The organism is Kitasatospora albolonga, assembly GCF_039535905.1.
Lineage (GTDB): Bacteria > Actinomycetota > Actinomycetes > Streptomycetales > Streptomycetaceae > Kitasatospora > Kitasatospora albolonga.
Map to the genome: position 1 here is coordinate 106730 of NZ_BAAAYB010000138.1, position 20212 is coordinate 126941.

General features: G+C 73.6%; 19 protein-coding genes. 8 read left to right on the forward strand and 11 right to left on the reverse strand.

Translation table 11 applies throughout. The annotated features are described in order from the left end of the window. Positions 1-21: 21 nt before the first annotated feature. Positions 22-840, reverse strand: a complete 819-nt coding sequence (locus ABD946_RS33965) for an NPP1 family protein (RefSeq protein ID WP_380148718.1) — start codon at positions 838-840, stop codon at positions 22-24. Positions 841-891: 51 nt separating this feature from the next. Then, on the reverse strand, positions 892-1386 hold the full coding sequence (locus ABD946_RS33970) for a tetratricopeptide repeat protein (RefSeq protein ID WP_345289507.1): 495 nt from the start codon (positions 1384-1386) through the stop codon (positions 892-894). A gap of 59 nt (positions 1387-1445) precedes the next feature. On the opposite strand from ABD946_RS33970, the gene ABD946_RS33975 reads away from it, so the two are divergent. Next, entirely contained in the window at positions 1446-1661 is a 216-nt protein-coding gene (locus ABD946_RS33975; protein ID WP_345289508.1) for a hypothetical protein, read from the forward strand. On the opposite strand, the gene ABD946_RS33980 is transcribed toward ABD946_RS33975, so the two are convergent. Both ABD946_RS33980 and ABD946_RS33985 read right to left on the reverse strand, forming a co-directional pair. After that, positions 1628-2479, reverse strand: coding sequence for a hypothetical protein (locus ABD946_RS33980; RefSeq protein ID WP_345289509.1), 852 nt, complete (start codon positions 2477-2479; stop codon positions 1628-1630). The genes ABD946_RS33975 and ABD946_RS33980 overlap by 34 nt on opposite strands. Positions 2480-2585: 106 nt before the next feature. Continuing rightward, on the reverse strand, positions 2586-2771 hold the full coding sequence (locus ABD946_RS33985) for a hypothetical protein (RefSeq protein ID WP_345289510.1): 186 nt from the start codon (positions 2769-2771) through the stop codon (positions 2586-2588). 232 nt (positions 2772-3003) lie between these two features. On the opposite strand from ABD946_RS33985, the gene ABD946_RS33990 reads away from it, so the two are divergent. The 3 genes from ABD946_RS33990 to ABD946_RS34000 all read left to right on the forward strand — a co-directional run bounded on the left by ABD946_RS33990 (position 3004) and on the right by ABD946_RS34000 (position 5604). Continuing rightward, positions 3004-3864, forward strand: coding sequence for a PhzF family phenazine biosynthesis protein (locus ABD946_RS33990; protein WP_345289512.1), 861 nt, complete (start codon positions 3004-3006; stop codon positions 3862-3864). A gap of 89 nt (positions 3865-3953) precedes the next feature. Next, on the forward strand, positions 3954-4868 hold the full coding sequence (locus ABD946_RS33995) for an AEC family transporter (RefSeq protein WP_345289513.1): 915 nt from the start codon (positions 3954-3956) through the stop codon (positions 4866-4868). A gap of 40 nt (positions 4869-4908) precedes the next feature. Beyond that, positions 4909-5604 carry a hypothetical protein gene (locus tag ABD946_RS34000; protein ID WP_345289514.1) on the forward strand — a complete coding sequence of 232 codons (696 nt, stop codon included), beginning with the start codon at positions 4909-4911 and terminating at the stop codon, positions 5602-5604. A 29-nt stretch (positions 5605-5633) separates the two neighbouring features. Here the strand turns inward: ABD946_RS34000 and map are convergent, their stop codons facing one another. Beyond that, positions 5634-6401: a type I methionyl aminopeptidase gene (gene map, locus ABD946_RS34005; protein ID WP_345289515.1), complete on the reverse strand. Its 768-nt coding sequence runs from the start codon at positions 6399-6401 to the stop codon at positions 5634-5636. 71 nt (positions 6402-6472) lie between these two features. On the opposite strand from map, the gene ABD946_RS34010 reads away from it, so the two are divergent. Continuing rightward, complete coding sequence (locus ABD946_RS34010; RefSeq protein ID WP_345289516.1) at positions 6473-6745, forward strand: helix-turn-helix domain-containing protein; 273 nt, start codon at positions 6473-6475, stop codon at positions 6743-6745. 3 nt (positions 6746-6748) lie between these two features. Here the strand turns inward: ABD946_RS34010 and ABD946_RS34015 are convergent, their stop codons facing one another. Next, positions 6749-8335: a helix-turn-helix domain-containing protein gene (locus tag ABD946_RS34015; protein WP_345289517.1), complete on the reverse strand. Its 1587-nt coding sequence runs from the start codon at positions 8333-8335 to the stop codon at positions 6749-6751. Between the two features lie 331 nt (positions 8336-8666). Here ABD946_RS34015 and ABD946_RS34020 point away from each other — a divergent pair, with 331 nt between their 5' ends. The 3 genes from ABD946_RS34020 to ABD946_RS34030 all read left to right on the forward strand — a co-directional run bounded on the left by ABD946_RS34020 (position 8667) and on the right by ABD946_RS34030 (position 14187). Then, entirely contained in the window at positions 8667-11861 is a 3195-nt protein-coding gene (locus ABD946_RS34020) for a M28 family peptidase (protein ID WP_345289519.1), read from the forward strand. Positions 11862-12037: 176 nt separating this feature from the next. After that, positions 12038-13141, forward strand: a complete 1104-nt coding sequence (locus ABD946_RS34025; protein ID WP_345289520.1) for a PLP-dependent cysteine synthase family protein — start codon at positions 12038-12040, stop codon at positions 13139-13141. 47 nt (positions 13142-13188) lie between these two features. Continuing rightward, entirely contained in the window at positions 13189-14187 is a 999-nt protein-coding gene (locus ABD946_RS34030) for a GNAT family N-acetyltransferase (protein WP_345289521.1), read from the forward strand. Positions 14188-14254: 67 nt separating this feature from the next. On the opposite strand, the gene ABD946_RS34035 is transcribed toward ABD946_RS34030, so the two are convergent. From ABD946_RS34035 to mscL, 5 genes are all read right to left on the reverse strand, one after another. Beyond that, a complete protein-coding gene (locus ABD946_RS34035) occupies positions 14255-15052 on the reverse strand; it encodes a DeoR/GlpR family DNA-binding transcription regulator (protein WP_345289522.1) in 798 nt (265 codons plus the stop codon). A gap of 37 nt (positions 15053-15089) precedes the next feature. Beyond that, entirely contained in the window at positions 15090-17498 is a 2409-nt protein-coding gene (locus ABD946_RS34040) for a right-handed parallel beta-helix repeat-containing protein (RefSeq protein ID WP_345289523.1), read from the reverse strand. A gap of 140 nt (positions 17499-17638) precedes the next feature. Continuing rightward, complete coding sequence (locus ABD946_RS34045) at positions 17639-18490, reverse strand: MOSC domain-containing protein (RefSeq protein WP_345289524.1); 852 nt, start codon at positions 18488-18490, stop codon at positions 17639-17641. A 311-nt stretch (positions 18491-18801) separates the two neighbouring features. After that, the gene (locus tag ABD946_RS34050) at positions 18802-19428 is read right to left on the reverse strand and encodes a DUF6643 family protein (RefSeq protein WP_345289526.1); all 627 of its coding nucleotides are present in this window, start codon (positions 19426-19428) and stop codon (positions 18802-18804) included. Between the two features lie 246 nt (positions 19429-19674). Then, positions 19675-20118, reverse strand: a complete 444-nt coding sequence (mscL, locus tag ABD946_RS34055) for a large conductance mechanosensitive channel protein MscL (RefSeq protein ID WP_345289527.1) — start codon at positions 20116-20118, stop codon at positions 19675-19677. Positions 20119-20212: the final 94 nt, after the last annotated feature.

The following is a 20212-nucleotide window of genomic DNA, read 5'->3' on the forward strand; positions in this document are numbered from 1 at the left end:
TCTTAACCACAGGGCCCGGCGTCAGGGCCAGGGGTCGAAGGGGATGCCGGCGGGCTTGGAGGCGTTCAGCAGGTTGCGGAAGCGGTCGTCCTTGTCGGTGGTCTTGATGGTGGCCGCGCCGAAGTCGGCGTTGTTGAGGCGGTCGCGCAGCTCGGTGCTGGGCCAGCCGTTCCAGTCGACGATCGAGGGCTGGCGCCAGGAGTGGTAGTGGTTCTCCGGGGGCTCGTCGTTGGTGTTGGCGAGGCGGAAGAGGTGGGTCAGGGCCGGGAGGCCGTCCTTGTGGTAGACCACCTTGGGGTAGGTGCCGTCGAAGCGGACCGCGGAGCGCGGGTAGGTGGACTGCCCGCTGTGCTGGGTCACCGTCAGGTACTCGACCTGGTTGGAGGCCTGGTTCACCCAGGAGATGACGTGCTCCCAGTCGTGCCGGTGGCCGCAACAGCCGCTCACCGTCTGGTCCTTCTCGAAGTAGCTGGCGTAGACGATCGCGCACCAGCCGTTGTTGCACTTCGAGCGGGCGTAGGTCTGGGAGCGGTCCAGGTCGGACTGGTCGTGGCAACTCCCGTTCACCGCGCCGCTGGTCTTGAGGCCGGGGTTGAGGGTGCCGTCGGGCGCGATGGCCGCGACGGCGTAGCAGCCGTCGGTGTCGTAGTCGTACGCGGGGGAGAACGACGCCTCGTAACCCCCGGCCCGTTGCGGGAGGTTGGGGAGCGAGTCGGCCCGGGCGATGGCGGTGGAGAGCCCGAGCAGGAGGACGCCGGCGCCGAGCAGGGTGCCGGTGCGGCGGGCTGTGCGGTGGGCCATGCGGTGCTCCTCTTGTCGTGGACACTGACGGAGGAGCATAGGGCGGTGGAGCGCTCTCCGGGTGAAATCCGGCGGTCCGGCCGGCGAATCTCAGCCCGGCCCGGCGGCCGCGCGCAGGGCGGCCTCGGTGGAGGCCACCAGGGAGGCGTCGCCGAGGAGTTGGCGCAGGGTCAGAGCTTCGGTGAGCAGGGTCCGGGCCTCGGCGAGGCGGCCCTGGTCGGTGCGGTGCTTGCCGAGGTGCTGGAGGCAGAAGTGCACCAGGCCGGGGTGGTCGGCGCGGGCCAGGCGGAGGGCCTCGCGGTAGTGCGGCTCGGCCGCGTCGAGGGCGCCGGCGTAGCGGTGGGCGTCGCCGAGGTTGATCCGGACGGCGACCCGGGTCGGGCCTTCGGCCGCGGCGAGGGCCCGCTCCAACAGGGCAGTGGCGTCCGGGAGTCGGCCGAGGGCGAGGAGGCCGACGCCTGCCTGTCGGAGCTCGCGGGCGTCGGTGGGGGCGGTGGCGAGGAGGGCGGTGACGTGGTGCTCCAGGGCCGGGCGGTCGGTGGGGACCATGCGGCCGGTGGGGTCGAGGGTGATGAGGTGGTCCACGGACGGAGTGTGGCAGGGGCGGGTGACGGCGGGGCGGGGTGGTGGTCGATGATGGTCGGATGATCTACCGGGCGAACATGGTGGTGGCGGTTGTCGGGGTGGTGTGCGGGGGCTTGCTCCTGATCACCGCCGTTCGGGCGCAGGGCGACGGCGGGGCGGTCGGGTGGACCGTGCTGGCCGGGGGAGTACTGCTGGTGGCCGTCCTGTGGCTGGTGCTGGAGGTGCGGCAGGGCCGGCGCCGTCAGCGGGCGGCGGCGGGGAGCGGGAAGGTGTAGCTGCGGGGGCGGGCGCAGGACTGGCAGGGGGCGGAGACCCGCAACTCGGTCCGGGTGCGGGCGAGTTGCCAGTGGCAGGAGAGGCTGCCGCAGGTGCAGGGCCGTCCGGCAGCCACGGCCAGGGCGTCGAGGGCGGAGGCGGGGACCGCCTCCGCCGGTGCCGGGGATGCGGCGGGCGCGGGCTCCTGGCGCTTCCAGGGCGGCGGGACGGGCGGCTCGGTCCGGCCCTGGCCCGCGCAGTCGACGCAGCGGCCCGGTCCGGCCTGGCCGCCCCAGCACTGGCAGCGGCCGTAGCTCATCTGTCCGGGGGTGTGGTGGCGGCCGGTGCCCTCGCAGATCAGGCAGATGCCCCAGCCCTGGCAGTCGGAGCAGAGCAGGCCGGTGCCGGTGCTGAGGGTGTGCAGCGGCTGACGCAGGCTCTCCCGGCCGGGGACGAAGACCACCGGGGTGTGGGCGGAGACGGTGATCACGCCGGTGCCCCGGCCCTGATGGGCCGTCACCTCGATGCCGTCCCGCTTGGCGCTGGCCCAGGCGGTGCCCTCGGTGTGGCCGGTCCAGCGGTGGGCCTTCCAGCCCGACGCGGCGAAGGCCGTGGTCACCTCGTCGAACTGCTCGGCGCCCGGCCCGCGTTCGACGGCGACCAGGACGAAGTACCGCTGCCCGACGGCTTGGCCGTGCAGTTCCTGGGTGTCGGTCCATTCGCGGACCAGCAGCGGTGGGCGGCCCGTCGACAGGACGGAGGCGACGGCGAGCAGTTCGGTGCGGAGCCGGTGGGCGGTGTGCTCGGCTGCTGATCCTGGTGCTGGTTCGGTGTCCATCGCGGCAAACCCCCGGGTGGGTGGCCGCGCGGCTCTCGCACGCCCCCGGGGTGATCCTGCCAGCGATGGTGCGCCCGCGGAACACCGCCGGGCGGCGGGTGGACGCTCAGGCGCGGCGGAAGACGGAGCGGCGCGGGGTGCGGCGGAACCGGCGCTCGGCGCGGGGGAGGGCGGCCAGGCGGTCGGCCTCGTGGCCGGGGACGCGGGCCGGGGCGCCGGCGCCGGTGTCGCGGGCGGGGCTGCCGACGTAGAGGTCGGTGAGGGCGGCGGCGAGCAGGGTGAGGTCGCTCATGGCGGGGTCCCTTCCGGGGAGTCCGTGTGGAGTGGCTCCAGCCTGACCCGCCGTCATGACGGGGGCTTTGCCGGTGGATCTCGACCCGGTGCCGGGTAGGGGCGATCCGGTTACGCGGGGGTGACCCGACCCGGGGTGGCAGGGCGTCAGGTCCGGGAGACCGCCCGCCGGTTGTGACCACCGTCCCGGTCCGGGCGGGAACAGGAGTACGGTGCCGGACGTTCGCACGGGCATGACCGATACCGCACCTGAGGTGCTCCGATACAGCGCGTTCACCACCGACCCCGCCGGGGGGAACCCGGCCGGCGTGGTGCTGGACGCCACCGGGCTGGACGACGCCACCCAGCTGGGCATCGCCGCCGAGCTCGGCTACTCGGAGACCGCCTTCCTGCTCCGCGGCGAGGGCGAGCGGGAGTACCAGGTCCGGTACTTCAGCCCGTTGATGGAGGTCCCGTTCTGCGGCCACGCCACCGTGGCGACCGCGGTCGCGCTGGCCGAGCGGATCGGCCCCGGCGAGCTGCTGCTGCACACCGGCGCCGGCGAGGTGCCGGTCTCGGTGACCGAGGGGCCGGACGGGCTGGTGGCGACGCTCACCAGCGTCGAGCCGCACGTGCTCCCGGTGACCGACGAGGAGGTCGACGAGGCGCTCGCCCTGCTCGGCTGGGCCCGCGGCGACCTGGACGCGGCGCTGCCGCCGCGGATCGGCTACGCCGGGGCCCGGCACCTGGTGCTCGCGGTGACCACCCGGGAGCGGCTGGCCGCGCTGGACTACGACTTCGACGGCCTGGCCCGCTTCATGACGGAGCGCGAGCTGGTCACCCTCCAGCTGGTCTGGCGCGAGTCCAAGACCGTCTTCCACGTCCGGGACCCGTTCCCGGTCGGCGGCGTGGTCGAGGACCCGGCCACCGGCGCTGCGGCCGCCGCCTTCGGCGCGTACCTGCGGGAGGTGGGCGAGGCCGCCCCGGACGCCGAGCTGACGCTCCACCAGGGCTACGACCTCGGCCGCCCCGGTCTGCTCCGGGTCGGCCTGAGCGCGGAGGACCCGCGGGTCCGGGTCACCGGCGCGGCGGTCCGGATTCCGGACGCGGAGTAGCTCCGGGCGGGACCCCGCCGGTCGGGGGCGTCGGGGCGGCTGGTTGACTGCGCGCGTAGCGCTCCGACCACCCCGACCAGCGAGGTCCCGTGCTGTTCTCCGCGTTCGCCCCGATCTGGGCCCTCACCGGGGTCGGCTACCTGGTCGCCCGGCGCGGGCTGCTGGGGCCGCACGCGGAGACGGTGCTCGGACGGTTCGTGTTCCACGTCGCCATGCCCGCCGCCCTGTTCACGATGATCGCCCGCACCCCGCTGGAGCGCTTCGCCAACGCCTCGGTGCTGGCCTTCGCCGCCGGGACGGCCCTGATGATGGGGCTCGGCGCGGTGCTGGCGGGGGTGGTGTTCGGCCGCGGCCGGGGCGAGCGGACGGTCGGCGGGATGGCCGCCGGGTACGTCAACTCCGCCAACCTCGGCATCCCGGTGGCGCTCCAGGTGCTCGGCGACGCGACCTTCGTCGCGCCGGTGGTGCTGCTCCAGGTGCTGGTGGTCACCCCGGTGGCGCTCACTCTGCTGGACGCCGAGGGCGGGCGGTCCGGCCGCCGGGTCCGCGACCTGCTCGCCCTCCCGCTGCGCAACCCCATCCTGCTGGCCGCCGGCCTGGGCGCCGCGGTCTCCGCCCTGCACTGGCGGCTGCCCGTCGAACTGGCCCGCAGCTGCGAGCTGTTGGGCGGCGCGGGTGTCCCGACCGCCCTGGTCGCCCTCGGCCTCTCGCTGCACGGCCGCCCCCCGGCCGAGGGCCGCACCCCACCCGCCGAGCTCTGCGTGCTGGTCACCCTCAAGACCGTCCTCCAGCCGCTCGCCGCCTACGCGGTGGGCCACTGGCTGCTCCACCTCCCGGCCGGCCAACTCCGCACCGTGGCCCTGTTCTCCGCCCTCCCGACCGCGCAGAACGTCTACACCTACGCCCGCGAGTACGGCGTGGGCAAGGTCCTGGCCCGCGACGCGGTCCTCTGGTCCACCCTGACCTCGATGGCCACCCTCTCGGTGGTCAGCTGGCTCCTGTGACAAGATCGACGGACTGTCGGGGACGGTCCGGGGGGACGCGATGGAGACGAGGCGTGCGGTTCGCCGTGCGGTGACGGGGCTCGGGGTGCTGGCACTGCTGGCGTCGGGCGGCTGCGGGCTCACAGCCGCGGAGGTACCGGGCAGCCAGGACCGTCCGCCGGCCACCCGGCGTCCGGTCGTCTGGCCGCCGTCGCCGACCCCCTCCCCCTCGCCGACGCGCAACCGCGTGGTGCTGCGCGAGCACGCGGGGCAGGAGGACCTCTGGATCCTCGACGAGCTGGAGGACGGTGGACCCTCCGGGTGCCCGCGCCCCTCGCTGTCGAACATGGTGGTGCTCGACTCGGACGGCCATGGGTACGCGTACGCGGTGTGGCTGGCCGACGACGTGTACGTCTGCGCGGCGGCGCTGGTCCGCCGCCGGGACGGCAGGCTGCAGGAGACCTCGCTGTTCACGCCGATCCGCGAACTGGCCGCAGGGCGTCCGTACCTCTTCGCCTTCCAGGAGAACGGGGCCGCCTACCTCACGGCGTTCCTCGGGGTCGACGGCGGTGTCGCGCTCAAGGGCGACGAGACCGGCAGGTACTGGCCGGCGCGGTCGCGGACGGTGCAGCTGGGCGGCGGACAGGTCGTCACCTTCGCCGTGGCCCGGTTCACGGGCGAGTTCTCGGGGGGCCGGCACCAGCCGTTCGCCTTCTGCCCCGTTCGGGACGCGGTCGAGTGCCGTGTCGTGCGGTAGCCGGTCGGTCAGGAGGGGCTGACGCACCCTCAGGGCAGGGTGAGGACACGGGGGCCGTTCTCCGTGATCGCGACGGTGTGCTCGATGTGGGCGGCGCGGGTGCCGTCGGTGGTGCGCAGGGTCCAGCCGTCGGGGTCGGTGCGGTGGGTGTCGCGGCCGCCGGCCATCAGCATGGGCTCGATGGCGAGGACCAGTCCGTGGCGCAGCGGCAGGCCCCGGCCGGGGCGGCCGCGGTTGGGGAGGTGGGGGTCCTCGTGCATCCGGCGGCCGATGCCGTGGCCGCCGAAGTCGGTGGGCATGCCGTAGCCGCCCTCGTGGGCGACGGTGCCGATGGCGTGCGAGACGTCGCCGAGGCGGTGGCCGACGGTGGCGGCGGCGATGCCGGCCTCCAGGGCGCGGCGGGTGGTCTCGATCAGGGCGAGGTCGGCGGGGCGCGGGGTGCCGACGGTGAAGCTGACGGCGGCGTCGCCGTTCCAGCCGTCGAGTTCGGCGCCGCAGTCGATGGAGACCAGGTCGCCGTCGCGCAGCCGGTAGGCGGTCGGGATGCCGTGCACCAGGGCGTCGTTGACGGAGGCGCAGATGACGGCGGGGAAGGGGGTGGGGGCGAAGGCCGGGCGGTAGCCGAGGAAGGGGGAGCGGGCCCCGGCCTCGTCGAGCACGGTGCGGGCCGCCTCGTCGAGTTCCAGCAGGCTGACGCCGGGTGCGGCGGCGGCCTGGACGGCGGCCAGTGCGTTGGCCACCACCCGCCCGGCCTCGCGCATCAGCTCCAGTGCGGCATCGGTCTTGATCTCGACCATGTGGACGTACCTCTCCCCGGGACGGTGGGTCGACTGGACCCAATACTTATACCGGTATTAGTATCACGGTCATGGTGAGAGTCCCCCTCAGCCCGCAGGAGCGGGCCCGCGGCGAGCGCTTCGGAGCCCTGCTCCGGGAGGCCCGCGGTGAGCGCAGCATGGTCGAGGTCGCGGCGGCGGCCGGAGTGTCGGCGGAGACGCTGCGCAAGATCGAGACCGGCCGGGCGCCGACCCCGGCGTTCTTCACGGTGGCGGCGCTGGCGCACGCGCTGGGCGTCTCGCTGGACGTGCTCGCGGAGGCGTGCGCCGAGCCGGCCGGGCAGGGCGAGGCCCTGACGGCCTGAGGGTCAGCCCGCCAGGTCGGCCAGGCGGCGTGCGGTGTCGGCCAGTTCGGGCCGGTCGGCGATCCGGTCGCGCAGGCCGCGCAGCTCGTGGCCGACCAGGGCGGGCAGGCTCGGGCGCTCCGGGCCGGCCGCCTCCAGGGCCGGGGCGAGCAGCGAGACGGCGGTCTGCGGATCGTGCGCGCAGTAGTGGCAGTCGGCGATCCGGACGGTGAACAGCAGCCGGGTGGAAGGGAGTTGGGCGGCTCCCAGCAGGTCCAAGGCGTGCTGGGCGGCGTCCACCGCGCGGAGGGCGAGCAGCGGGTCCTGGACGGCGGCGGCCACGTCGCGCAGGGCGGCCGCCGCGCCGGACTCCACCCGCAGCTGCATGGAGGCGATCGAGAGCCAGGGCGCGTCGGTCTCGTCGTGGGCGCCGATGTGGTCCAGGTGCAGCCGGGCCCGGCCGATGTGCCGGACGGTGGCCCGGACGTCCCCGGCCAGGGCGTACGCGCGGGCCTGCCCGACCTGGCCCATCGCGGCGGCCCAGTGCCGCCCGGGTGCGGCCCGGGTGATCTCCCGGGCGTAGCCCAGGGCGGTGGCGGCGTCGCCGTCGAGGCGGGCCAGGGTGCTCATGTCGCTCAGCGCGGCGACCTGGGTGGCCGGGTCGTCGGCGAGTTCGGACCAGGTGAGTGCCCGGTCGAAGCAGGCCATCGCGGTGGCGTAGCGGCCGTGCTGCATCCGCATCGCGCCGGCGGCGTGGGCGTACTCGGCGGCCAGGCGGACGAGTGGGCGGCGGCGGCCGGCGGGGGTGACGGCCAGGCGGTCCAGCACGGCGCGCAGGGTGCGTTCGACGGCGGCCGCCACCTCGGGGCGGGCGGCGCGTTCGCCGGCCTTGAGGTGGGCGGCGAGCAGGCCGGCCAGGGCGTGGGCGGTGTCCGGGTCGAGGCCGGTTCGGCCTGCCGGGTCGGCGCAGAACTCGGCGTGCAGGGCGGAGAGTTGGGGTTCGGTGGGGACGGTGCAGCCGACGGCGCCGTGCAGCGGACAGAGCAGGCCGTAGTCGGGGAGGCGGGCGGGGGCGGGGCCGGTGGGGAAGACGAGGCCCTGGGGTGGGTTCGGATGCCCGGTTGCAACTGGCCCTCGGTGCCCGGCGGACGGGTCGTGGCCTTCCGCCGCGCGCAGTTCCTCGCGCCCCTGGGTGCTGCCACGGGCCTCGCGTCGTCGGGTGCCGCTGCGGAGCAGGGCCGGGGCGCCGAGGGCCTCGCGGGGGAGGGGCGGGCGGACCAGGGCCGGGGGCAGGCCGGGGCCGGGCTGTTCGCTGCACTCGGCCTTGCCGAAGGCCTCGGTCAACTCGCCGCCGGTGCGCAGGAGTTCGTCGAACTGCTGGACCAGTCGGGCGTTCGCCCGGCGGGTGCCGTGCTCCAGGCGGCTGATGGCGGTGTGGTCGTAGCCGATCGCGGTGGCCAACTGGGCCTGGGTCAGCCCGGCCTGGCGGCGCCAGTGCCGTAGCCGGGCGCCGAAGGCCTGCCAGGCGGCGGCCGCGGAGACCGGGGGCGGGCCGTCGGCGGGGGGTGCTGACGCTCCGTCAGGGAGCTCGGCGGCGCGGCTGCGGTGCACTGGCAGTTCTCCCCCCGGGTCCGTGCGCGTATCGAGGACGGTACTCCTCCGCAGCCCGCCGCGTACATCGGATGGTCTCAACCTCTTCACGAACGTGGTCTCGACCTCTGTCTTCCTCCGGTGGTCGAGACCTCTGGGCGGAACCCGCAGCTTGACAGAGTTTGCCAACCGCACCGAGGGCGGTCCGCAACCGTTGACCGCGTTCTGACGACGTGTGAGTGTTCCGGCACCCGAGCACGGACGTCCCCATGGCCATGCCCCAACATGGCCTCCCCGGCGTGCCTTTGGCACGCCGTCCGTGGTCGAGGACCCCCACGTTCGAGGAGCCTCGATGAAACGAAAGTTGCTGACGGCGGGCACCACCCTGACCGTCCTGGCCGGGATGCTCGCCGCCACCGCGGCCGGGCAGGCCGGAGCCGCCCCACAGCCGGTGCCGTCGGGAGCGCAGTCCGCGCAGTCCGCACTCGTCGCACTGAACACCGCCGTCGCCGCCGCGGACCAGGCCGCCACGGCCGGTCTCGACGCCCTGGCCAAGGGCCCGGACGAGACGTACCAGCGCTCCTCGGTGACCCCGTGGATCAACGGTCTGTACTCCGTCGCCTACCAGCGCACCTACAAGGGCCTGCCCGTGGTCGGCGGCGACGCCGTCGTGCTGGCCGACGCCCAGGGCCGGGTGCACGGCAGCCAGAACGCCAAGTCCGGTGCGATCGGCGTCTCGACCAAGGCCGAGGTCACCGCGGCCGCCGCCGAGGCCACCTCCCGCGCCAAGCTGGCCTCCGTCTCCGGCGTCGAGGCCGGCCGTCTGGTGGTCAAGGTCAAGGACGGCGTCTCCACGCTGGCCTGGGAGACGGTGGTCAACGGCCGGACCCAGACCGCCCCGAGCCGTCTGCACGTCTTCGTCGACGCCCGTACGGGTGCGGTCATCGACTCCTACGACGACGTCAAGGCCGGTACCGCGAACAGCAAGTGGAACGGCCCCTCGCCGACCATCACCACCACCGCCTCGGGCAGCACCTACTCGCTGCGCGACCCCAGCCGCCCCGGCCTGAGCTGTGCCGACTACTCCACCGGCCAGGTCTTCTCCAAGTCCAGCGACACCTGGGGCAACGGCAGCTCCACCAGCAAGGAGACCGGCTGCGCCGACGTGTTCTTCGCGGCGCAGAAGGAATGGGACATGCTCCGCGACTGGCTCGGTCGCAACGGGCACAACGGCAACGGCGGCAGCTGGCCGGTCAAGGTCGGCCTCAACGACGTCAACGCCTACTGGGACGGCTCCTCGGTCTCGATCGGCCACAACAACGCCAACGAGTGGATCGCCTCGATCGACGTGGTGGGCCACGAGTTCGGCCACGGCCTCGACCAGTTCACCCCCGGCGGCGCGGCCAGCAACGAGGCCGGCCTGGGTGAGGCGACCGGCGACATCATGGGCGCGCTCACCGAGGCGTACGCCAACCAGAGCGCCCCGTACGACGCCCCCGACTACCTGGTCGGCGAGATGATCAACCTGGTCGGCTCCGGGCCGATCCGGAACATGTACAACCCCTCGCAGGTGAGCAACAACCCCAACTGCTACTCCTCCTCCATCCCCAACACCGAGGAGCACGCGGCGGCGGGCCCGCTGAACCACTGGTTCTACCTGCTGGCCGAGGGCAGCGCCCCGGGCGGCGGCAAGCCCAACAGCCCCACCTGCAACAGCAGTTCGGTGACCGGCATCGGCATCCAGAACGCCGGCAAGGTCTTCTACGGCGGCATGCTGCTCAAGACCAGCAGCATGACCTACAAGAAGTACCGCGTGGCGACCCTGTCCGCCGCGAAGACGCTGGACCCGACCTGCAACTTCTACAACCGGGCCAAGGCCGCCTGGGACGCCGTCAGCGTCCCGGCCCAGACCGGTGAGGTCACCTGCACCTCCCAGCCGGGCAGCGACTTCTCGGTGACGCTGAGCCCGACCAGCGGCTCGGTGGACAAGGGTTCCTCGGTGACCGCCACGGTGAGCACCCAGACCACCTCCGGCAGCGCCCAGACGGTCAACCTGACCGCCTCCGCCCCGGCCGGCGTCTCGGTCTCCTTCAGCCCGTCCTCCGTGCAGTCGGGTTCGTCCTCGACCATGACCGTCACCGCCTCCAGCTCGGCGGTCAGCGGCACCGTCACGGTGACCGGCACCGGCACCGCGACCCACACCGCGCAGTACCAGCTGACGGTCAACGGCGGCGGCAACCCGGACCCGCAGATCCCCAACATCAGCGTGGCCAACGTGCAGGCGCACCTGACCCAGCTGAACACCATCGCCTCCCAGAACGGCGGCAACCGCCGTGCGGGCAGCGCCGGTTACACCGCCTCGGTGGCGTACGTGAAGGCCAAGCTGCAGGCGGCGGGCTACACCGTCTCCGAGCAGAGCTGCACCTCCTGCACCTACGTCTCCAACAACCTGATCGCCGACTGGCCGGGTGGCCCCGCCGACCAGGTCACCATGCTCGGCGCGCACCTGGACTCGGTCGCGGCCGGCCCCGGGATCAACGACAACGGCTCCGGCTCGGCCACCCTGCTGGAGAACGCGCTGGCGCTGGCCCAGGCCAACCCGCAGAACCTGACCCGCCACGTGCGCTTCGCCTGGTGGGCCGGTGAGGAGCAGGGGCTCCAGGGCTCCAAGCACTACGTCGGCCAGTTGAGCTCCACGGCGCGCAGCGCCATCAAGGGCTACTACAACTTCGACATGGTGGGCTCGCCCAACGGCGGCTACTTCATCAACAACCTGAACTCGGCCACCTCGGCCCCGATGAAGGCCTACTGGGACTCGCTCGGCGTCCAGCCGGAGGAGAACGTCGAGGGCCAGGGCCGCTCGGACGACTACTCCTTCCAGCAGGCCGGCATCCCGACCTCCGGCTACGCGGCCGGCGCCAGCGCCACCAAGACCTCGGCGCAGGCCGCCAAGTGGGGCGGCACCGCGAACCGGGCGTACGACTCCTGCTACCACTCCGCCTGCGACACCACGTCCAACATCAGCACCACCGTGCTGGACCGCTCGGCGGACGGCGTCGCCTACACCATCTGGAAGACCTCGGTCGGCGGCACCACCAACCCGGACCCGACCCTGAACGTCACCCTCAGCCCGGCCAGTGGCACCGCCACCGCGGGCAACTCGGTGACCTCGACGGTCTCGGTCAGCGGCAACCCGGCCCAGACGGTGAGCCTCTCCGCCTCGGGCGCCCCGGCCGGCACCACGGTCTCGTTCAGCCCCTCCTCGGTGCAGACCGGGTCCTCCTCGACCATGACGGTCGCGGTCGGCTCCTCCACCACCCCGGGCACCTACAGCATCACGGTGACCGCGGCCGGCACAGTCAGCCGCACCGCCACCTACAGCCTGACGGTCAGTGGGACCTCCTCCGGCACCTGGGCGGCGGGCACCACCTACGCCGCCGGTGACGTGGTGACCTACAACGGCGTCAGCTACCGCTGCATCCAGGGCCACACGGCCCAGGTCGGCTGGGAGCCGCCGAACGTCCCCGCCCTGTGGGGCCGCATCTGATCCAACCGAAGACAGGCTGTGCCGCGATCCGTCGAGGGGGACGGGTCGCGGCACAGCCGCGTCCGCGCACGGGTGCGAGAAGCGGAAGCTGGACCCACCCATAAGATTACTTATCGTAGTCATCCACTACACTCGGTGGCAGGCAAGGGAGTTGTCACACCGAGGAGCGCAGCGCGATGGCCATCGAGACCCTGGACGTGGACCGCACCGACCCGGAGTACCGGGCCTGGCTGAAGGAGGCCGTCCGCAAGGTGCAGGCCGACGCCAACCGCTCGGCCGACACCCACCTGCTGCGCTTCCCGCTCCCGGTGGACTGGGGGATCGACCTCTACCTGAAGGACGAGTCCACCCACCCGACCGGCAGCCTCAAGCACCGCCTCGCCCGCTCGCTCTTCCTCTACGCGCTCTGCAACGGCTGGATCCGCCCCGGCCGCCCGGTGATCGAGGCCTCCAGCGGCTCCACCGCCGTCTCCGAGGCGTACTTCGCCGGGCTGATCGGCGTGCCGTTCATCGCGGTGATGGCCAAGAGCACCAGCCAGGCCAAGATCGACCTGATCGAGTTCCAGGGCGGCGAGTGCCACCTGGTGGACAGCGCCTGCGAGGTCTACGAGGCGGCCGCCGAGCTGGCCGAGCGGACCGGCGGCCACTACATGGACCAGTTCACCTACGCCGAGCGGGCCACCGACTGGCGCGGCAACAACAACATCGCCGAGTCGATCTTCGCCCAGCTCCGCCTGGAGCCCCACCCCGAGCCGGCCTGGATCGTCGCCACCGCCGGCACCGGCGGCACCTCCGCCACCCTGGCCCGCTACGTCCACTACACCCAGGCCGACACCCGGATCTGCGTAGCCGACCCGGAGAACTCCTGCTTCTTCCAGGGCTGGGTCGACCACGACCCCGGGGCCACCTGCGACACCGGCTCCCGGATCGAGGGCATCGGCCGCCCCCGGATGGAGCCCAGCTTCGTGCCCGGCGCCGTCGACCGGATGATGAAGGTCCCCGACGCCGCCTCGATCGCCGCGATCCGGGTGCTGGAGCGGGTGCTCGGCAAGAAGGCGGGCGCCTCCACCGGCACCGGGCTGTGGAGCGCCCTGCGGATCGTCGCCGAGATGCGCGCCGCCGGGCAGCACGGCAGCGTCGTCACCCTGATCTGCGACCCCGGTGACCGCTACCTCGACAAGTACTACTCCGACGACTGGCTGTACGGCCAGGGCATCGACATCGCCCCGCACCAGGAGCAGCTGGAGCTCTTCCTCAAGGACGAGGGCCCGCTCGGCTGAGCGAAAACCGGTGGTGGGCGGACGGACTCCGCTGGTAGGCAGGCGGTATGAACGACCTTCAGACCGAACGCCTCCTCCTGCACGCCTTCACCCCGGAGTCCGCCGCCCGGGTGGAGGCGGGCGAGCCCGGCGACGGCGACCACTGGACGGACGGCTACCCCGGCCCCGGTGAGCAGCGCGCCACCCGCAACTTCCTGAACCGCTGTCAGGGCGGCACCACCCCGCACCCCTTCGGCAACTACGAGATCCGCGACCGCGAGGACGGCGCCGCCCTCGGCGGCATCGGCTTCCACGGTGCCCCGGACGCCGCCGGCTCGGTGATGATCGGCTACGGCCTGGCCGAGTCCGCCCGGGGCCTGGGCTACGCCACCGAGGCCGTCCGGGCGATCGTCGAACACTGCCGCGCCCAAGGGGTGGTCACCCTGCGGGCCGACACCGACCCGGACAACCACGCCTCGCAGAACGTGCTGCGCAAGGCCGGCTTCGAGCTGGTCCGGGAGGACGAGGACGGGCCGCAGTTCGAGATCGCACTGGCCGACGGCGCCAAGATCGTGACCTACCTGGAGCTGGCCTCGCTCGACGCGCTGCGGCCGGGCGCGGAGGTGGCGGGGCTCGCGGTGCGGGAGGTCGACGGCGCCTCGGCCGAGAACCGGGAGGCCCGGGAGCGGATCGGCGGTCCGTACGGCTGGAGCAGCGCGCGGCGCACCGAGGAGCAGTGGCGGCAGTCGCTGGTGGAGCGGCCGGGCCGGCGGTTCTGGACGATCACCCGGGACGGCGAGGCGGTGGGCACCGTGGAGACCGAACCCCACCCGGACGGCTCGGTCGAGATCGGCGCCTTCGGCCTGCTCCCGGAGCACGTCGGTCAGGGGCTCGGCGCCGCCGCCCTGACGCTCGCGCTGCGCACCGCCTGGGCCACCCGGGAGAACACCACCCGGGTCGTCCTGGACACCTGCACCGAGGACCACCCGAACGCCCTGCGGAACTACCTGGCCCGGGGCATGACGGTCTACAAGACGGAGACGGGCAACAAGGGCGCCTCCGCCTGACGGCGCCTCGGGCCACACCGGGGAGCGGGACCGGAGGACCCGCGGGGAGCCGCCCGCGGGGCGGGGCTCAGGCGAGCAGCAGCTCGCGGATCGACTCCCGGGCCACCGCCGCCTCGGCGGACGGCAGTGCGGCGTCGGTGACCCAGGTGTCCACGGCCGTCAGGGGGGCGATCGCGGAGAGGCCGACCACGCCCCACTTGGTGTGGTCGGCGACCACGACGGTGCGGCGGGCGGAGGCGATCAGGGCGCGGTTGGTCTCGGCCTCGGCCAGGTTGGGGGTGGTCAGGCCGGCCTCCGCGTCCAGGCCGTGGGCGCCCAGGAAGAGCAGGTCGAAGCGGAGCTCGCGGACGGCCCGGTCGGCCACCGGGCCGACCAGGGCGTCGGACGGGGTGCGGACCCCGCCGGTGAGCACCACCGTGGTGCCCGCCCCGGTGCCGGCCCGCCGGGCCCGCTCGAAGACCTCGGAGACCGGCACCGAGTTGGTGACCACCGTCAGGTGCTCCACCTCCACCAGCTGCTGGGCCAGCGCGTAGGTGGTGGTGCCGCCGGAGAGCGCGACCGCGCTGCCCGGGGTGACCAGGGCGGCCGCGGCCCGGGCGATCTGCTCCTTGGCGGAGGGCTCCAGCACCGACTTGGCCTCGAAGCCGGGCTCGTGCGCCAGGGCCGCGCCGGCCGCCACCGCCCCGCCGTGCACCTTCTCCACCGTGCCGGCCCGGGCCAGCGCGTCGAGGTCCCGACGGATCGTCATGTCGGAGACGCCCAGGCGCTGCGTCAGCTCGTTGACCCGGACGCCGCCGCGCCGCCGCACCTCGTCGAGGATCAGCGCGCGGCGCTGCTCGGCCAGCAGGTTGCTGGTGTCGGCCATCTGTCAGCCCTCCGGATCGGTCCTTGGCGACATCCTGTCAGATCGTCACACCCGGCAGGTCCTCGGGGACGAGCAGCTGGAGCTCCTCCGTGGTCGGGTCGGCCAGCTGGGCGACCCGCATCGCGTGCCGCTCCACCATGGTCTCGAACACCTGGCGCGCCGTCCGGCCGTTGCCGAATCCCGGCCCCCGCTCCAGCCGGGAGAAGTGGTCCAGCAGGGCCCGTTCGGCGGCCTCGGTCAGCGCGTACTCGTGCTCCACCGACTGCGCCCGGGCGATCTCCAGCAGCTCCCCGGCCGAGTAGTCGGGGAAGGTGACGGTGCGGGAGAAGCGGGAGGAGACGCCGGGGTTGGCGGAGAGGAAGCGCTCCATCTCGGTGGTGTAGCCGGCCACGATCACCACCACCTCGTCCCGGTGGTCCTCCATCAGCTTGACCAGGGTGTCGATCGCCTCCCGCCCGAAGTCCCGGGCACCGTCCTCGGGGGCCAGTGCGTAGGCCTCATCGATGAAGAGCACCCCGCCCCGGGCCCGGTCGAAGGCCGCCTGGGTGCGGATCGCGGTGGAGCCGATGTGCTCGCCGACCAGGTCCACCCGGGCCACCTCCACCAGGTGGCCCTGCTGGAGCACCCCGAGCGCGGCCAGGATCTCCCCGTACAGCCGGGCCACCGTGGTCTTGCCGGTGCCGGGGGAGCCGGTGAAGACCAGGTGCCGCCGCAGCGAGGGTGCCTTCAGCCCGGCCTGCCGGCGGCGGCGGCCGACCGAGATCAGGTCGATCAGGGTGCGCACCTCCTGCTTCACGGTGGCCAGGCCGATCAGCGCGTCCAGCTCGGCGAGCGCCTCGTCGGCCGGCCGGCAGTCCGGGATCGGCGCGATCGAGGCCGTCACCGGGGCGGCGGCGGTGGTGAGTTGCACCGTCCGCGGGGCCGGGACGGCCGGTGCGGCGGGCGCGAGGGGCTGGGCCGCCGGGCTGTTCGGCGGGGCCACGTCGTCCGAGACGCAGTTCTCCGTCACCGGCCCCGGCTCGGAGAACTCGAACCCGGCCCGCGCGTTCTGCTCCGCCCGGCAGCGGGTCAGCACCGTGCGGCAGCCGTCGATCACGTGGAAGCCGAAGCCCTGTCCCTGGGAGACCCGGCAGTCGGTGAAGCTGCCCCGGCCCTGCGCCGAGACGTAGACGGCCGCCTCGGCGCTGCCCCGCACCGTGCACTCGTACAGCTCCGGATCGGCGCCGGTGGTGACGATCACCCCCGTCCCGACCTCGGAGACCTCACAGCCCGTCAGCCGCCCGCCGCTGCCGTGGTCGCGGAACCAGAGCCCGGTGGCCGCCTGCTGCACCCGGCAGTCCGCCAGCTGGACGGTGGCGCCGCCGCTGACCGAGACGGCCGAGCTGCGCACCGCGCTGAACGAGCAGTCCTTGGCCGTCACCAGCGAATCCCGGTCCAGCACCGAGAGCGCGCCGGGCACGTCGTGCACCGAGCAGTCGGTGAGGGTGGCCCGGGCGCCGTCGCTGACCCAGACCGCGGGGTAGTCGCCGGTGCTGGAGTGCAGCTCGCAGGAGAGCGCGCTGACCTCGGTGCCCGGGTCCCAGACCGCCAGCGCGCCGCGGCCGAACTCCCGGACGGTGGCGTGCTCCAGGGTCAGCCGGGCCCGGCCGCGCAGGTCGGCGCCGTTCTCGGCCAGCTCGTACAGGCGGCACCCGGTCAGGGTCAGCTCGGCGCCGCTGTCCAGGGTCAGCCCGTTGTCCGAGACCCGGTGCACGGTGCAGTCGGAGAGCCGGCCGACGGCCTGCTTCTCCGCCAGCACGCCGCTGCCCTTGATCTCATAGACCTCACAGCCCGTCAGCTCGACGCTGCTCCCCGCCCCGGTGATCAGCACCCCGGCCCCGCCGGCGTGGTGCACCCGGCAGTTCTCCAGCCGGGCGGTGGAGCCGTCCAGCACCGCGAGCCCGACCTGGGCCGAGCCGGCCAGCTCGGTGGACTCGGCCACCAGCGCGGCCCCGGCGCGCAGCCGCACGCCCAGCCCGGCCGGGTTGAGCACGGTGCAGCCGCGCAGGGTCAGCGCGGCCCCGTCGGTCAGCTCCACCCCGGAGTCCGCCGTGGCCTCCACCCGGCAGCCGGTCAACTCGGCCGCCACGCCCGGTCCGTGGACCAGCACGGCCGGGGCCGCGCGCTCCGAGCCCTCGATCACCAGGCCCTGCACCACCGCGTCGGCGGCCAGGGTGAGCGGCACCCCGGCGGGCGGGTCGAGCCGGACGGTGCCGGGCCCGTCCGCCGGGCGCAGGGTGACGGCCTTGTCCAGCACGACGTTCTCCCGGAACGTCCCGGCCCGGACGGTCAGCGTGTCACCCGGCTCGGCGGCCGCCACCGCCTCGGCCAGCGTCTGGTACTCGCCGGCCCGGCGCCGCCAGCGCGAGGCGCTGTCCTGGGTGACCCGGACCCTGTGCTCAGCCATGACGATCCGCCATCCCCACCTCTGTCAACGGGCTGTCTGTATCGGAGCTTGCCGTGCTTGCCGCACCGGGAGACGCCGGACCGCCACGACCGGTACAACGACCGGGCGCGGCACGGGTTCCGCCCGCTGCGCGCGGGTGGTCAGAGACGCTCCAGGACGGTGAACTCGTCGCCCAGGTGCAGGGTGCCGATCAGACCGGTGAAGCCCTCCGGCCGCTCCGGGATCAGGTTCTGGCCGAAGACCAGCTTCTGGCCCAGCTGGTGGTGGCGGCCCAGCGCCCGCAGCGGCTCGGGGCCCCGGCGCTCGCCGGTCTCCTGGTCGGTGGTGGTCACCACGCAGCGGCCGCAGGGCTTGGCCACCCGGAAGGTCACCTCGCCGACCCGCACCCGCAGCCAGTCGTCCTCGGCCCAGGGCTCGTCCACGTCCACCACCAGGTTGGGGCGGAAGCGCTCCATCGGCACCGGGGCCGCCTTGCGCTCGTCCTCCGGGTGGTCCTCGGCGATCCGGGCGTTCAGCTCCGCCAGCGAGCCGGTGGTGGTGAGCAGCAGCGGGAAGCCGTCGGCCATCGTCACGGTGTCGCCCGGGCCCGCGTGCTCCGGCTTCACCGGGCGGGCCAGCGGGTCGTCCAGGTGCACCAGGCGCACGCCGGGGAAGTACCCGGCGAACCAGGCGTTGGCCTCCTCGGCGGCCAGCGCGGTGGTGAAGAAGGTGCCGAACACCTCGGCCTTGACGGAGGGCTCGCCCGCGGGGGCGGCGATCTCGATCCGCTCGCCGTCCGGCGCGGTCACGGTCAGCGAGCCGTCGGGGGAGGGCAGGGCGCGGAACTGACCGAGCGTCGGCTCGTCCCGCTGGGTCACGGCCTTGCCGCCCTCGTCCACCAGCATCCACCGACGGTCCCCGGTCAGGCCCCAGGGCTCGACCTGGGCGCTCTCCGGGCTGAGCCGGTACGTGGACTTGATCGGATAGATGTGCAGACCCGTCAGCTGAGACATGCGCCCATCCTGCCAGAGCTCGGCGGCGCCCTTGGGCGCGGGAGCGCCCCGCAGGGGCGCGGGGAACTGCGCGCTGGGGAACGGCAACACGTGCAACTGGCTCGCCTGCCCCGATCCCACGCCGCTCCGCCTTCCGTACTCGCGCAGTTCCTCGCGCCCCTGGGGCCTTCGGCCCGGAGGCGCAGCCCACAGGCCGCATACGCCGAGGGGCCGCCTGGACCGGTGTGGTCCGGGCGGCCCCTCGGGACGACCGTCGTGCCCTGCTCGGTCCCGATCCCCCCGGATCGTGGACGCAGGTGGAGCGGTACGGCTCAGTAGGCGTTCCCCTGGTAGCCGGACTGCGGGTACTGGGGCTGCTGCGCCACCGGGCGGACCGGGGCGGCCGGGCGGAACTGGTTGCCGCCGAAGCTCTGGTCCGGGAAGCCCTGCGGGACCGAGGCGGCCCCGGCGAAGCCCTGCGGTGCTCCGGCGTACGCCCCCTGGTTGGCCATCTGGGGAGCCGTCGCGTAGCCCTGCGGCTGGTACTGCTGGAAGGCCGGGCTGGGACCGCCGGCCGGGCGCTGCTGCGGCAGCTGGCCGGTCTGGCCGTAACCCGGCACCTGGGGCTGCGGAGAGGTGTAGACCGCAGGGGTCGGCTGGGCCGGGATGTACTGGGTGGCCGGGCCGCTGCTGCTCGGGCCGGGGCCCAGGGCGAGCCGGGCCGGGGGCAGCGCGGGGAGGTTGCCGCCCGGGCTGTCGAAGCCCGTACTCCCGTACGTGGAGCCGTAGTTGGTTCCGTAGCCGTAGCTCGACGAGGCCGGCGGCAGGGCGGCCGGCACATTGATGGGGGCGATCTGCGGGACACCGCGCTCTGCGACCAGGCTGTCGTAGATGGGCGTGCCGGAGCTGAAGGACGGAGAGGGGTAGCCGACTCCGTCGTAGGAGCGGGGCGAGGTCATGGGGCATACCGTAAGCCCACAATGTGCCTGCTGAGGAGAGTGAGAGGCGTAGGAGTTCCAGTGTTTACGTACTCTTCTCCGGAACAACTCGCTCGAAAGTGTGATGATCGGACATTTCGACGCCGCTTTCCGGCCACCTCCGGGAGCTGACGGAGTGTCGAACGAGGGGCGAACACTCCGTGGCCGACCGACAGCACGCGCCCCCCGGTGAACCGGGGGGCGCGTGTCTGGTGGCGTGAGCCCCCGTCAGCGGGTGGAGAGTGCCTGGATCGGGAAGCCGGGGCGGCCGGCCAGCTCGGAGGTGCAGTGCGCGCAGCGCACCGCGGCGGCCGGGATGGAGCTCAGGCAGTCCGGGCAGTCGGTCTTGGGCACCGGCACGTCCTTGACCGGCTCGAAGCGCTGCTGGAGCTTGCCGACCGGGACCACCACGGCGAAGTAGATCACCGCGCTGACCAGGACGAAACCGATCAGCGCGTTCAGGAAGCCGCCGTAGGGGAAGCTGGTGCCGCCGACCTCGAAGGTGCGCTTGCTGTAGTCGCCGACCGCGCCGGTGGCGACGCCGATCAGCGGGGTGAGGAAGGCGGTGACGAAGCCGGTGACCACGGCGGTGAAGGCCGCGCCGATCACGATGCCGACCGCGAGGTCCACCACGTTTCCGCGCAGCAGGAAGCTGCGGAATCCCTTGAACACCGGGAACTCCAAATCGTTGAAGGGGGAGAGGGGGCGCACGCGCCGTGCACGGCGGGCCCGATTGGCCATTGTGACCCTTCAACCCCCGTGTGGT

What these genes read in the sequence shown, in the direction of transcription:
- ABD946_RS33965 (WP_380148718.1), bottom strand. Translation starts at nt 840, where the DNA reads ATGCTCCTCCGTCAGTGTCCACGACAAGAGGAGCACCGCATGGCCCAC.
- ABD946_RS33975 (WP_345289508.1), top strand. Translation starts at nt 1,446, where the DNA reads ATGATCTACCGGGCGAACATGGTGGTGGCGGTTGTCGGGGTGGTGTGC.
- ABD946_RS33980 (WP_345289509.1), bottom strand. Translation starts at nt 2,479, where the DNA reads ATGGACACCGAACCAGCACCAGGATCAGCAGCCGAGCACACCGCCCAC.
- ABD946_RS33985 (WP_345289510.1), bottom strand. Translation starts at nt 2,771, where the DNA reads ATGAGCGACCTCACCCTGCTCGCCGCCGCCCTCACCGACCTCTACGTC.
- ABD946_RS33990 (WP_345289512.1), top strand. Translation starts at nt 3,004, where the DNA reads ATGACCGATACCGCACCTGAGGTGCTCCGATACAGCGCGTTCACCACC.
- ABD946_RS34000 (WP_345289514.1), top strand. Translation starts at nt 4,909, where the DNA reads ATGGAGACGAGGCGTGCGGTTCGCCGTGCGGTGACGGGGCTCGGGGTG.
- map (WP_345289515.1), bottom strand. Translation starts at nt 6,401, where the DNA reads ATGGTCGAGATCAAGACCGATGCCGCACTGGAGCTGATGCGCGAGGCC.
- ABD946_RS34010 (WP_345289516.1), top strand. Translation starts at nt 6,473, where the DNA reads ATGGTGAGAGTCCCCCTCAGCCCGCAGGAGCGGGCCCGCGGCGAGCGC.
- ABD946_RS34020 (WP_345289519.1), top strand. Translation starts at nt 8,667, where the DNA reads ATGAAACGAAAGTTGCTGACGGCGGGCACCACCCTGACCGTCCTGGCC.
- ABD946_RS34025 (WP_345289520.1), top strand. Translation starts at nt 12,038, where the DNA reads ATGGCCATCGAGACCCTGGACGTGGACCGCACCGACCCGGAGTACCGG.
- ABD946_RS34030 (WP_345289521.1), top strand. Translation starts at nt 13,189, where the DNA reads ATGAACGACCTTCAGACCGAACGCCTCCTCCTGCACGCCTTCACCCCG.
- ABD946_RS34035 (WP_345289522.1), bottom strand. Translation starts at nt 15,052, where the DNA reads ATGGCCGACACCAGCAACCTGCTGGCCGAGCAGCGCCGCGCGCTGATC.
- ABD946_RS34040 (WP_345289523.1), bottom strand. Translation starts at nt 17,498, where the DNA reads ATGGCTGAGCACAGGGTCCGGGTCACCCAGGACAGCGCCTCGCGCTGG.
- ABD946_RS34045 (WP_345289524.1), bottom strand. Translation starts at nt 18,490, where the DNA reads ATGTCTCAGCTGACGGGTCTGCACATCTATCCGATCAAGTCCACGTAC.
- ABD946_RS34050 (WP_345289526.1), bottom strand. Translation starts at nt 19,428, where the DNA reads ATGACCTCGCCCCGCTCCTACGACGGAGTCGGCTACCCCTCTCCGTCC.